The organism is Promicromonospora sp. MEB111 (genome assembly GCF_030209445.1).
In the GTDB taxonomy this organism is placed as follows: domain Bacteria; phylum Actinomycetota; class Actinomycetes; order Actinomycetales; family Cellulomonadaceae; genus Promicromonospora.
This window is the reverse complement of the sequence record NZ_JARVSD010000016.1, coordinates 195,487-207,719: the sequence shown is the minus strand read 5'-3', so window position 1 is coordinate 207,719 and position 12,233 is coordinate 195,487. Positions and strand designations below refer to the sequence as shown.

The following is a 12,233-nucleotide window of genomic DNA, read 5'->3' as shown; positions in this document are numbered from 1 at the left end:
TGGTGCGCCTGCCGCTAGTGTGTTGGCCCACACGCGCGATGGAGCGAACATGCAAGAACTCGTGGGCCGGCTGACCGCTCTGGACCCTGCGGCCAGCGAGAGCCTCAAGGTCGTGACCTACTTCGACGTGCTCGTGGCGGGCGGCGTCGGGCTCCAGGCGCTGCTGCGGGGGGCCGCCGTGCTCAGCGGGACGGTCGCCGGCGCCGTCGTCGGACGGCGGACGTATCGCGTGGGTCCCGACGGCGGCCGGCTGCCGGACGGCGCCGTCGGTCCCGGATCCGGAACCGGGGCGGGGGCTGAGACCGGGACGGGGACTGAGACCGGGACCGGGGCTGCCGGCACCGCGGTCGTGGGTGCTGCCGAGGCCCCCGCCGCGACTGCGGGTTCTCGGGAGCACCGGATCTCTCGGCCGGTCGCCGACGGACGTGTCTGGCTCGAGCGCGAGGGTTCCGCCCACGCCAACGACGACATGGTCGTCGAGCGGCTGGCGCTGGCCGTCGACCTCGTCCGGGCGCGGCACGACGGCGAACCCGGCAGCTCCCTGGCGACGCTGATCGACGCGGCCCGGGACGTCGGCGAGCGCCGGATCGCGCTGTCCCGGCTCAGACTCGATCCGGCGCGCGCGTACCGGGTCGCGGCGCTCCCGGCCTCGCGGGACGTGTCGGCCGCGCTGTCGGGAACGGTGTCAGGAGACGCGTCGGGGGCGGAGCCGCGAAACGCGTCGGGCGCGCCGTCGACCGTCGTGGCGACCCCCGACGGCCTGGTACGTGCCGTGGTGCTCGGCCGGGACACCGGGATCACCGGGCCTGCCGGGCTGGGACTCGTGCAGCCCGCCGACCGCCTCGCGGAGTCCTTCCGGACCGCGCTCCTCGCCCTCCGGCTGTCCTCGGCGAGCAGCGCCGTGGTCGACGCCGGGGACCTCGGGGTCGTCCTGGCCGCCGTCGGGGCGCTCGAACACGTCGCGACCCAGCAGCCGGACGTCGTCGCCCTGTCGCGGCTCGACACCCGGACCCGCGCCGTGCTCGACGAGCTGGCCGCTGCGGAGAGCGTGCGCGCCGCGGCGACGGCGCTCGGCATGCACCACTCGACGCTCCAGGTCCGCCACGACGCCCTGACGACCGAGCTGGGTTACGACCCGCGATCGCTGCACGGACGCGCGCGGTTCCAGCTGGCCCGTCTGCTCCTGCGCCTCGCCGAGGCCCGGCCGGCCGGCTGACCAGGGGACTGGCCCGCCGACTGGCCGCTCGGGCCGCCGATCCGGTCCGGCGCCGCAGCCGCAGGACGCGAGGGTCGGGGCCGTCGATCGCGAGCTGCGCCGCCCCGACCGACGATGTGCGCTTCTACCCAGCGATCGGGCATCTGTGCTGGGCCCGATGACTGGGTAGCCGTCGAGAGGCCGGCAGCCACGCGGCACGGGGCATGCGGCACGGGGCACGGGGCACGGGGCACGGGGCACGCGGTACGGGACACGGCTCGGGACGCACGCACGCGACCGTCCGAATCCGGACAACTCTGCACTTGTATGTCATGTGACCAGCATCTAGGGTTCAGGTTGTTAGCGTTCACATCGACGTGAAGGGTTCATAGATGAGCCGACGAACGACTGCCAGGTTCGGAGCCGCCCTCGTGGCCGGCGCCCTGGTCACCGTCCCGCTCGCGGCGGGCGCGCTCGCCGCCGATGCCAGCACCGGCGCCGCCGTCACCAGCACGGCTGCCACCACCGCCGGCATCGGCGCCACGAACGACGGCACCACCGCCACGAACGACGGCACCGCCGCCGCCGTCGCGCAGGTCGCCGGAGCCGCCGGGACCGGGGGCGGGGGGCCCGAGGACGACTACGCCCCGCGGTCCCTCCCGTTCGCCCTGCCGGGCTTCAAGGAGCAGGAGTTCGACGGCGCACTCCTGGTCGGCGAGGGGCACGCGCGGTTCTCGTTGGCGTTCAACATGGTGACGCCGCAGGGCCGCGTGCTCGACGACAACATGGTCCCGTGGATCAAGCGGATCGGGACGGTCACGCCCGACGGCTCGTACTACGAGATCGACATGACCACGGACAACCGGAACATCACGCCGGAGACGATCGGCGCGCTGCGCGCCGTCCTCGCGCACCCCGAGGACTGGTCCGAGGCGGAGGTCGCGAAGGCCCGCGAGCAGCTGCCGGTCCAGGAGGCCGCGTACGAGGCGGCCGTGCGCGACACCCGCACCGTCCGGCTGCGGTTCTCGACCACGGACGACGGCGAGATCGTGGGCTCGGCGACCGCCCTGACCGACGACACCGAGGTGTTCCTGCAGGCCAGCCCGCCGTGGGCCGAGCCCAGCACGTACCGCCCGGAGGGGGAGCGCTCGATCGTCGCGACGTCGGCGGGCGTGCGGGACGCGTCCCAGGTCGGCAGCTTCCGGCTCGACTCGACCGAGACGCCCGAGGAGACCACCGGCTACGCGAACGTCGCCGAGCTGCTCAAGGGCCTGGCCGGCAAGGAGTACGCGGCGGGCGAGGGCGCCGTCGCGCAGCGGTACGCGCTGGACAAGGGCGAGACCGTCGCGTTCCAGGCCGCGGTCTCGACCGAGGCGCCGGAGCGCTCGCGCCTGAGCACGCGGGACGTGACGCGGATCCTGGACCGCGCCGAGGCGCGGGCCGACGACGACACGCTCCACGGCCGCGGCCCGACCGGCCAGGCGGCGACGTACCTGCGCGACGCGATGTCGCTGAACGACAACTGGGACGAGAAGTACGACCGGTCGTTCGTCATGTGGGGCCTCGGCGGCGGTGGTGACGACATCTTCCTGGGCTGGGACTCCGCCTGGGACGCCATCACCGAGCTGAGCGTCGACCCCGCGACGGCGCTCGACCACATCCGTGACTTCTACGACCAGAAGGGTCCGCGCTACGACCAGCTCCACGCCGGCCCGATGCACACCTACGCCGCCTGGCGGGCGTACACGCGCACGGGGGACCGCAGCATCCTGGAGCTCGTCTACCCGATCATGACGCGGTACATCGAGCGGATGCCGGAGTTCGACACCGACCAGGACGGGCTGCTGGAGAGCCCATGGGTGGAGGAGCGGCGGGGCGGCCGCGGCAACCACCTCGGCCTGGACGACAGCCCGCAGTACTGGAACTACGTCGAGGTCCCGCGCGACGGCGGCACCGACACGCGCGAGAACACCAACCTGACCGACGTCGCGCTCAACTCCTACTACGGGCTCATGGCCGAGAACCTGGCGCAGATGGCCACGGTGCTCGGCGACACCGCCGGGGCGGAGCGGTACGCCGCGCTGCACGAGCGGCTCGAGGTGCGCATGAACGAGCACCTGTGGAACGAGGAGCGCGGCCTCTACCTCAACCGGTACCTCGACGGGAGCTGGGAGCCGACCAACACGCCCACGGTCTTCTACCCGCTGTTCGGCGGGCTGGCGACGCCGGAGCGTGCGGAGATCCTGGTGCGCGACCACCTGGAGAACCCGGAGGAGTACGGCGGCGAGTTCGTCATCCCGAGCGTGGCGCGCAACGACCCGGCGTTCTGCGCCGGGCGCGCCAACGAGTCGACGGTGGCCTACCGGTACTTCCAGTCGCCGGGCGAGGAGGACTCCTGCGAGGAGTGGCAGGGCGCCGCCTGGCCCCCGATGAACGCCACCGTCTACGACGGCCTCAAGCGGTACGGCCTGGACGAGGCGGCCGCCGAGGTGGCCACGAAGTCGACGGCGATGTGGCTGACCTCCTACAAGGAGATCGGCTGGTTCCCGGAGTACTTCGACCCCGAGCCCGGCCAGGTCATCAACTCCGTGGCCACGGACACCGCGTGGCGCACGTACTCGTGGTCCAACCTGATGCCGCTGATGAGCACGCAGGAGCTCATCGCGGACGAGCCGTGGGGCGACGCCGACGGCTTCCGCTTCGGCACGCTCGGCCTGCCCGGCACCAACACCGTCTCGGAGGTGCCCCTGAAGGGACACGCGTGGTCCGTGACGGCGGGTCCGCGTACGACGACGCTGGAGCGTGACGGCCGCACGGTGGTGCGCGCCGAGGGCGGCCGGATCGTCGCCCGGGACGTGGTGCTGGACGCCGTCCGCGGCGGGAGCTCGATGGACGTCACGACGACGGCCCGCACGACGATCACGGTGACGGTCCCGGGCGCCCGCCCGCACACCTTCCACGTCACGAAGGGCGACACCCACCTCACCTGGTGAACCACCCCCGACTCGGACCGCACCGTTGAGTGCTGGATCTTCGCCCTTTTCTGTGTGCCAGAAGGGCGAATACCCAGCACTCAACGGTGCGGTGGGCGGGTGGTTCGGGCTAGACGACGATGCCGAGCAGCAGGACCACCAGCAGGGCCACGACCGAGAGCACCGACTCCATGAGCGACCAGGTCTTGAAGGTCTGGCCCACGGTCATGCCGAAGTACTCCTTGACGAGCCAGAACCCGGCGTCGTTCACGTGGGAGAGGAACACCGAGCCCGCGCCGATGGCGAGCACGAGCAGCGCGGCCTGGGTGGGCTCCAGCCCGGCGGCCAGGGGCGCCATGATGCCCGCGGCCGTGATCGTCGCGACGGTCGCCGAACCGGTGGCGATGCGGATGAGTGCCGCCACGAGCCACCCGGCCAGCAGCGGGGTGATCCCGGCGTCGGCGATGCCGGACGCGATCACGTCGCCGACACCCGAGTCCACGAGCGTCTGCTTGAAGCCGCCGCCCGCGCCCACGATGAGGAGGATCCCGGCGATCGGGGCGAAGGAGGAGCCGACGAGGTCGCCGAGCTGCTGACGCGTGCGGCCGACGGCGGTGCCGAACGCGACCAGCGCGAACAGCGACGTGATGAGCAGCGCCACGAGCGGCTCGCCGAGGAACTCCAGCACGGTGCCGTAGCCGGTCCCGGTGGCGCCCGCGATCTCGACGACGGACCGCGCGAGCATCAGGATCACGGGGAGCAGCACGACCAGGACCGAGATGCCGAACGAGGGCTTGCGCAGCGTGGTGGTGCCGGTGGTGGCATCCGTCGCCGTCGCGGTGGTCCCGGCGCCGCCGGACGACGGCGAGCCGCCGGTGCCGCTCGTAGCCGTGCCGCCCGCGGCGCCGTCGGACATGCCGAGGACGGTGGTGGGCGGGTCGAGCCGCACCCAGCGGGTGAGCGGGATGGCGAGCAGCGGTCCGGCGATGATCACCGTCGGGACGGCGACCAGCAGGCCGAGGCCGAGCGTGAGGCCCAGGTTCGCGCCGAGCGCGTCGATCGCGAGCAGCGGCCCGGGGTGCGGCGGCACCAGGCCGTGCAGCGCGGAGAGCCCTGCGAGGGCGGGGATGCCGACCAGCACGGGGTTGGCGCGCATGCGGCGCGCCACGATCATCACGACCGGGATCAGCAGCACCACGCCGACCTCGAAGAACAGCGGGATGCCGACCACGAACGCGATGAGCGCCATGGCCCAGGGCAGACGCCGCACCGGCGTCCGGTCCAGGATCGTGTCGACGATCCGGTCGGCGCCGCCCGAGTCGATGAGCAGCTTGCCGATGATCGCGCCGAGCGCGATGAGCACGCCCACGCCCGCGACGGTGGACCCGAGGCCTGCCGTGAAGCTGGTGAACGTGTCCGTGAGGCCCACCCCGGCCACGATCGCGAGCACGCCCGAACCGAGGACCAGTGCGAGGAACGGGTGCATCTTGAGCCAGACGATGAGCCCGACGATGACGACGATGCCGATGAGCGCGGCGAGGACGAGCTGCGGGGTCGAGGCGGTCGGGGCGGCGTCCGCCGCGGCGGAGACGGTGGTGGAGATGGCGGTGTCGAGCATCAGTCGTCCTCTCCCAGGAGGTGCAGGATCTCGTCGACGATCTGGTCCGGGCGCGGCGAGACGTCCACGGAGAACCCGGGCTCGTCGTCGGCCAGCGGCTCCAACGCGGCGAGCTGGCTGTCGAGCATCTCGGGCTTCATGAAATGCCCGGCGCGTCCCTGGATGCGGGTGCGCAGCAGGTCGTACGAGCCGGTGAGGTGCACGAACTGCACGCTGCCGGTCGTCCCGCCGCCGTTCGTGTCGCGGCCCGCCGTCTCCAGCAGGTCGCGGTAGCTGCGGCGCAGGGCGCTGCACGGCACCACCGCGCTGCGCCCCTCGTTCAGCTCCTTGGCGAACCAGTCGCGGATGCCGCGCAGCCAGGGCCAGCGGTCGTCGTCGTCCAGGGGGTGGCCCGCGGCCATCTTGGCGACGTTCTCCGGCGAGTGGAAGTCGTCGCCCTCGGCGAACGACGCGCCGAGGCGCCCGGCGAGCAGGGCTGCGACGGTGGTCTTGCCCGAGCCGGCCACGCCCATCACGACGATGGCACGGGGTGCGGGATCGGTCCCGGCAGGCCCAGCCGGGCCGCCGCTTGTCTCGGTCGAGAACATCGCTGTCTCGGTGACGTCTGTGTCCATGGCACCTATCTTCACCCATTGATGACACCATTCGTGCGTGATTCATGTCACCAATGGTGTGACCAATCCGCCGGTCGGGATGGCGCCAACTAGGCTGTGAGGATGCCCCCAGTGCTGCACAGCCCCGTCCTCGACGCCCTGGGCCGCCGCATCACCGCTGGTGAGCTGCCGGCCGGCGCAGCGCTGACGCTCGACGGGATCGGCAGCGAGTTCGGGGTGTCCCGCACGGTCGCGCGCGAGGCGATGCGGCTGCTCGAAGGCCTCGGCCTGGTCCGGTCCGGCCCCCGCGTGGGCATCGTGGTGCTGCCCCACTCGGCCTGGAACGTGCTCGACCCCCGGGTCATCGCGTGGCGCCTGGACGGCCCGGGCCGCACGTCGCAGCTGCGTTCGCTCACCGAGCTTCGCCAGGCCGTCGAGCCGCGGGCGGCGGCCGGGGCGGCCCGCGGGGCGACGGCGGAGGTCCGCGACGAGCTGGTCGCCACCGCCGGACAGATGCGCAAGCTCGGCGAGGCGGGCGAGGGCGACAGTGCGGAGTTCCTGGCGCTCGACATCCGCATGCACGAGCTGCTCCTGCGCTCCAGCGGCAACGAGCTGTTCACCGCGCTCGCCGACGTCGTCGCCGTCGTGATCTCCGGGCGCATCCACCTGGGCCTCATGCCCGCCTATCCCGTGCCGGAGGCGCTCGATGCGCACGAGGCGGTGGCCCGGGCGGTTGCAGCGGGCGACGCCGAGGCCGCCGAGGAGGCGATGGCGCGCATCGTCCGCGAGGTGCGCGGTGCGCTCGACGACACGTCGGCGCCCGCGCATCCTGCTCAGGCCTGACCGCCGAACCAGCTCTCCTGCGCGGCGTCCAGGCCTGCGGTGGCGTCCCAGTCCTTGATGGGCTCGGAGAACTCCCACTGGTAGCCGAAGGGGTCGACGCACTCGAACACCCGGTCGCCCCAGGCCTCGTCGGCCGGCTCCGACGTGATGGTGCAGCCGGATGCCCGGCAGTAGTCGTAGCTCGCGGCCAGGTCCTCCACACCCAGGCCGATGGCCACGCCGAGCCCGCGCGGGCCCCGCTGGGTGAGCCGTTCGCGCTCGCTGTCCGGGAACGGCATGCCGACCAGGGCGTCGACGATCAGCTGCACCTCGCCGCGCGCCAGGATCGTCATCACCGGACCGCCGTCGGGGCCCGGGATCGAGCCCACCTCCCCGAAGCCGAAGCCTCGGTAGAGCTCCGCCGCCGCGACGACGTCGCCCACCCGCAGACCCACCCGGAATGCTGCTGCTACCACTGGTGCCTCCCTGACTCCGTTGCCGTCCGTGTGCTCGCCGCGCCATTTGGGTACGGCGTACGCAAACTATAGTCGACGACGCCGGCGCGCTGCGCGGGCGACGAGCCGGAGGAGGCGACGCATGGGAGACGCGGGCGACGAGCGGGACCGGGTGCGGACCCTGGACCTGCTGTGGGGCACGCGGGTGTCCTCCGGGCTCGGGCGCAAGCCCGGGCTGGGGCTCGACCGGATCGTGGCGGCGGGCGTGGAGGCCGCCGACGACGGAGGCCTGGACAGCCTCTCGATGCGGCGGGTCGCCGACCGGCTGGGTGTGGGTGCCATGTCGCTCTACCGGCACGTGCGGGACAAGGCGGAGCTGCTCGACCTCATGGTCGACCGGGTGCTCGCCGAGGTTCGCTACGACGCCGTCGGCGGGGCGGACGGCGTCGGCGGGGCGGACGGCGTCGGGCCGGACGGCGTCGGGCCGGACGACGCGGGCGACGCCGGCGACGGGAACGCCTGGCGCTCGCGGCTGGAGCGGGTCGCTCGCGCGAACCGGGCGCTCTACGAGCGGCACCCGTGGCTGCTGGGCCGCTTCGAGAGCCGGCCCCCGCTCGGGCCGGGGACGATCGCCAAGTACGATGCCGAGCTGCGCGCCGTCGACGGGATCGGGCTGTCCGACGTCGAGATGGACCTCGTGCTGACCCTGGTGCTGGGTTACGCCCGTGATGCCACGGCCGGCCTGCTCGCGTGGCGGTCGCTCCCCGAGCGATCCGGCCAGGACGACGCGGAGTGGTGGTCGGCGCACGAGCCACACATGGCGCGGGTCCTGGGGGACCGCTACGCGCTGGCCGCGCGGGTCGGGACCGCCGCGACCGTCCGGTACGGCGGCCTGCACGACGCCGAGCGTGTCTGGGAGTTCGGCCTGTCGCGGGTCCTGGACGGGATCGAGTCCTTCGTCGGGCGCGCCCGGTCGTAGGTGCCCGGTCGCAGGCCGCCCGCCGGGGGAGTCCTAGATCGCGGCCAGCAGCGGCAGCCGGACGGCGGGCGGCAGCGGCGCGACGTCGGGCCGGGCGCTGATCGACTGGATCTGCAGCGCCGCGAACCGGCGGGAGGCGGCGACAGCGGCCTTGCGGGACGAGGCCCGGATGCCGGAGTTCGCCATGATCAGCATGATCAGGTCGTCGAGCACGAAGTCGCGGCGCAGGCCGCCGGAGTCCTTCGCGCGCTGGATGAGCTCGGCCAGCGACCGCAGGGTGTGCGTGCGCTCGCGGGCGAAGTCGACGGCCTTGGGGAACGCCGTCACGAACGCGGCCGTGAAGCCGCGGTCCAGGGCGTGCATCACGCACACCTCCTCGATCACCGCGCCGAGCCCGTGCCACGGATCGGGGTCGGCCAGTCCCTGCTCGACGATCCTCGAGCAGGTCGCCATCTGCTCGCCGAACGCCTCGGTGACCAACGCCTCCTTGGTCGGGAAGCGCCGGTACAGCGTCGCCGGCCCGACGCCGGCGCGCCGGGCCAGCTCTCGCATCGGGACGTCGATCCCGTGCTCCGCGAACGTCGCGCGCGCCACCTGGAGGATGCGCTCGCGGTTGTCGCGCGCGTCGGACCGCAGCTCGCGCGCCGGGTACGGTTCGAGGGCCTCGGGCGGCGCGGTCTCGTGGTGTGTGATGTTCGAGCTCGAGGTGTTCAAGTTCGGGGATTCGGGGTGCGCGGCCTCTTGGTGTGTGATGTCCACGGACGCGGTGCCCGGGTGCTGGGTCATGACTCTCGCTTCGCCGAAACGGACGGGGTGTTCCACTCGCGCGATCATCATCGCACCCGGACCTGCACCGGCCGGACCGCAGAAAAACGACCATGCACCTGCTGCCAGCCGCGAGCTCCGGTTGGCAGCAAGTGCATGGTCGTTTCCGCCGCCGCGGGGCGGTCAGCGGCAGAAGCCGGCGACAGCGGCCCAGCGGCGGCCGTCAGTTCTGCAGCAGCACCTTGATCGCGCGCCGCTCGTCCATGGCGCGGTAGGCCTCCGCGACCTCCGACAGCGGCAGGGTCAGGTCGAAGACCTTGCCCGGGTCGATCTCGCGCTTCCACACCAGGTCCAGCAGGTGCGGCAGGTAGGCGCGGACCGGCGCGACGCCGCCGTGGATGCCCTTGTTGCCCCAGAACAGCGTGTCGGTGGGCAGGTCGCCGTGCGGCACGCCGACCAGGCCGATCATGCCGCCCGGCCGGACCAGCTCCACCGACTGGGCCCGGGCCTCCGCGGTGCCCACGCACTCCAGCACCGCGTCCGCGCCGATGCCCTCGGTCAGCTCCAGCACCTTGGCGAGGCCCTCCTCGCCGCGCTCGGCGATGATGTGGGTCGCGCCGAACTCCTCGGCCACCTTCTGCCGCGACGCGTGCCGGCTCATCGCGATGATCGTGGTGGCACCGAGCTGGGCCGCGGCCAGGACGCCGCTCAGCCCGACGGCGCCGTCGCCCACGACCACGACGCTCGACCCCGGTCCGACCCTGGCCGAGACGGCCGCGTGCCAGCCGGTGCACATCACGTCCGACAGGCTCAGCAGGCTGGGGATCAGGTCGGCGTCCGGCTCGCCGGGGGTGGCGAGCAGGGTACCGTCCGCGTTCGGGATCCGGATCTTCTCGGCCTGGCAGCCGTCGTAGCCGCCGCCGTGCAGGCAGTTGGCCTGCATGCCCTTGCGGCACACCGCGCACGTGTTGTCGCTGTGCAGGAACCCGCCGACCACGAAGTCGCCGGGCTTGACGGTGGTGACGTCGGCGCCGACCTGCTCGACGACGCCGACGTACTCGTGGCCGATCGGCGTGGGCCGCTTGACCTCGGAGATCCCGCGGTAGCGCCAGAGGTCCGAACCGCACACGCAGGCGGCGACGGTCCGGATGACGGCGTCGGTCGGTTCGACGACGGCGGGGTCCGTCCGCTCCTCGAAGCGGACGTCCCCGGCTCCATGAATGATTGCTCCTCGCATGCTCCCATTCAACACGCGCCGTGCGGATGAGGGAGTGTCTGTCGTTACCCCTCGCCCGGTCCGACTGCTCGGCCGGTCCGACTGCGCGGACCGGCCGCGCGGCGGGCTCAGCCGCGCGCGGCGTGCACGACGTCGGCCAGCGGGGTGGCGGGACGACCCAGGAGGCGGTCCAGGTCGTCGCGGTCGGTCTGCAGGTCGCCGGCCGCGATCGAGGCGTCGAGCCCGGCCACGAAGCCGGCGGTCCCGGCGTCGAGGCCGACCTGCTGGAGCTCGGCCGCGTAGTCGGCCACCGACAGGTCGCGGTAGGCCACCGCGGTGCCGGTGACGTCGCTGATCGTCGCCGCCAGCTCCGTGAAGGTGAACGCGGGCCCGCCCAGCTCGTGGACGACGACGGGCGCGCTGCCGTCGGTGGTCCCGGAGCCGGCCCCGGAGCCGGCCGCGTCGTCGGCCAGCAGGGCGGACGCCGCCGCGCCGGCGTAGTCCGCGCGCGGGGCGGCCGAGACCTTGCCGTCCGCCACTGCCCCGACGATCTCTCCGCGCTCCAGGTACTCGGCGAGCCGCTCGGTGTAGTTCTCGGTGTACCAGCCGTTGCGCAGCAGCGTGACCGGGACGCCCGACGCGCGCAGCACCTGCTCGGTGGCCTGGTGCTCCCCGGCGAGCGGGTTGGTGGTGTCGTCCGCGTTGAGGATGCTCGTGTAGGCGATGCGCTCGACGCCGGCGGCCTTCGCGGCGTCGATCACCGCGGTGTGCTGCGGCACGCGCGCACCGGGCTCGCTGCCGGAGACGAGCAGCAGCCGCTGCACCCCGGCCAGGGCGCCGGGGAGGGTCTCGGGCCGGTCGTAGTCGCCCTCGCGGACCTGCACGCCGCGCTCGGCGAGGTCGGCGGCCTTCTCGGGCGTGCGGGCGATCGCGACGACGTCGGCGGCGGGCACGCCACGGGACAGCAGCTCCTCGACGACGAGGCGGCCCAGGTGTCCGGTCGCCCCGGTGACGGCGTAGGTGGTCATGGTTCTCTCCAGTTCGCGGTGCGGGTAGTTGGTCAGTTGCCAACGGATAGCACTAACGAATCGAAAGTACACCACATTCCGAGTGTGCGCGGTACCCTGGGGCCGTGAGCATCACCGACCTGGAACCCGCCGACCTGCCGGGCGACGGCCCGAGCGGGCCGCCGCAGGAGCTGGTGACCGACGTCTTCGCGCGCGGTTGCACCTCCCGGGCGGCCTTCGAGGTGGTCACGTCCAAGTGGGCCTCGCTCGCGCTGCTCGCGCTGGGGGAGGGCAGCTACCGGTTCAACGCGCTGCGCCGCCGCGTCGAGGGGGTCAGCGAGAAGATGCTGTCCCAGACGCTGCAGGCCCTGGAGCGGGACGGCATGGTCACGCGTGACGTCGTGACCACCATCCCGCCCCGCGTGGAGTACGGCCTGACGCCGCTGGGGGAGCAGGTCGCGCAGCGCCTGCGCGCGCTCGCCGACCTGCTGGAGGCCACGGCGGCGGCGTCGGCCCGGGAGGCGGCCGGGGGCGCCGGCCCGGACGAGGATGCCGACGGCGACGGCGACGGCGTGCGGGAAGCCGGCCGCAGCCGCTGAGCCGGCGAGCGC

Annotated in this window: 11 protein-coding genes; 5 read left to right on the top strand and 6 right to left on the bottom strand. The window is 73.1% G+C overall.

What is annotated here, in order from left to right; translation table 11 throughout:
* Positions 1-49: 49 nt before the first annotated feature.
* Together QRN56_RS20155 and QRN56_RS20150 are read left to right on the top strand one after the other, a co-directional pair.
* On the top strand, positions 50-1,216 hold the full coding sequence (locus QRN56_RS20155; protein WP_285106223.1) for a hypothetical protein: 1,167 nt from the start codon (positions 50-52) through the stop codon (positions 1,214-1,216).
* 371 nt (positions 1,217-1,587) lie between these two features.
* Entirely contained in the window at positions 1,588-4,188 is a 2,601-nt protein-coding gene (locus QRN56_RS20150) for an amylo-alpha-1,6-glucosidase (protein ID WP_285106222.1), read from the top strand.
* 109 nt (positions 4,189-4,297) lie between these two features.
* Here the strand turns inward: QRN56_RS20150 and QRN56_RS20145 are convergent, their stop codons facing one another.
* Together QRN56_RS20145 and QRN56_RS20140 are read right to left on the bottom strand one after the other, a co-directional pair.
* Positions 4,298-5,785 carry a GntT/GntP/DsdX family permease gene (locus QRN56_RS20145; RefSeq protein WP_285106220.1) on the bottom strand — a complete coding sequence of 496 codons (1,488 nt, stop codon included), beginning with the start codon at positions 5,783-5,785 and terminating at the stop codon, positions 4,298-4,300.
* Complete coding sequence (locus QRN56_RS20140) at positions 5,785-6,372, bottom strand: gluconokinase (protein WP_285106472.1); 588 nt, start codon at positions 6,370-6,372, stop codon at positions 5,785-5,787. The genes QRN56_RS20145 and QRN56_RS20140 overlap by 1 nt, the downstream gene beginning before the upstream one ends.
* Positions 6,373-6,501: 129 nt before the next feature.
* Between QRN56_RS20140 and QRN56_RS20135 the strand changes: the two genes are divergently transcribed.
* Positions 6,502-7,221 (top strand): FadR/GntR family transcriptional regulator, encoded by a 720-nt coding sequence (locus QRN56_RS20135; RefSeq protein ID WP_285106217.1) that lies wholly within the window; start codon positions 6,502-6,504, stop codon positions 7,219-7,221.
* Here the strand turns inward: QRN56_RS20135 and QRN56_RS20130 are convergent.
* On the bottom strand, positions 7,212-7,676 hold the full coding sequence (locus QRN56_RS20130; protein ID WP_285106216.1) for a VOC family protein: 465 nt from the start codon (positions 7,674-7,676) through the stop codon (positions 7,212-7,214). The two genes, QRN56_RS20135 and QRN56_RS20130, sit on opposite strands and share 10 nt — an antisense overlap.
* A 121-nt stretch (positions 7,677-7,797) precedes the next feature.
* Here QRN56_RS20130 and QRN56_RS20125 point away from each other — a divergent pair, with 121 nt between their 5' ends.
* Positions 7,798-8,634: a TetR/AcrR family transcriptional regulator gene (locus QRN56_RS20125; RefSeq protein WP_285106214.1), complete on the top strand. Its 837-nt coding sequence runs from the start codon at positions 7,798-7,800 to the stop codon at positions 8,632-8,634.
* Between the two features lie 33 nt (positions 8,635-8,667).
* Here the strand turns inward: QRN56_RS20125 and QRN56_RS20120 are convergent, their stop codons facing one another.
* The 3 genes from QRN56_RS20120 to QRN56_RS20110 all read right to left on the bottom strand — a co-directional run bounded on the left by QRN56_RS20120 (position 8,668) and on the right by QRN56_RS20110 (position 11,643).
* Complete coding sequence (locus tag QRN56_RS20120) at positions 8,668-9,348, bottom strand: TetR/AcrR family transcriptional regulator (protein ID WP_285106212.1); 681 nt, start codon at positions 9,346-9,348, stop codon at positions 8,668-8,670.
* A 274-nt stretch (positions 9,349-9,622) separates the two neighbouring features.
* On the bottom strand, positions 9,623-10,636 hold the full coding sequence (locus QRN56_RS20115; RefSeq protein WP_285106210.1) for a zinc-dependent alcohol dehydrogenase family protein: 1,014 nt from the start codon (positions 10,634-10,636) through the stop codon (positions 9,623-9,625).
* Between the two features lie 107 nt (positions 10,637-10,743).
* Positions 10,744-11,643, bottom strand: a complete 900-nt coding sequence (locus QRN56_RS20110; protein WP_285106208.1) for an SDR family oxidoreductase — start codon at positions 11,641-11,643, stop codon at positions 10,744-10,746.
* Between the two features lie 104 nt (positions 11,644-11,747).
* Here QRN56_RS20110 and QRN56_RS20105 point away from each other — a divergent pair, with 104 nt between their 5' ends.
* The gene (locus QRN56_RS20105; protein WP_285106206.1) at positions 11,748-12,221 is read left to right on the top strand and encodes a winged helix-turn-helix transcriptional regulator; all 474 of its coding nucleotides are present in this window, start codon (positions 11,748-11,750) and stop codon (positions 12,219-12,221) included.
* Positions 12,222-12,233: the final 12 nt, after the last annotated feature.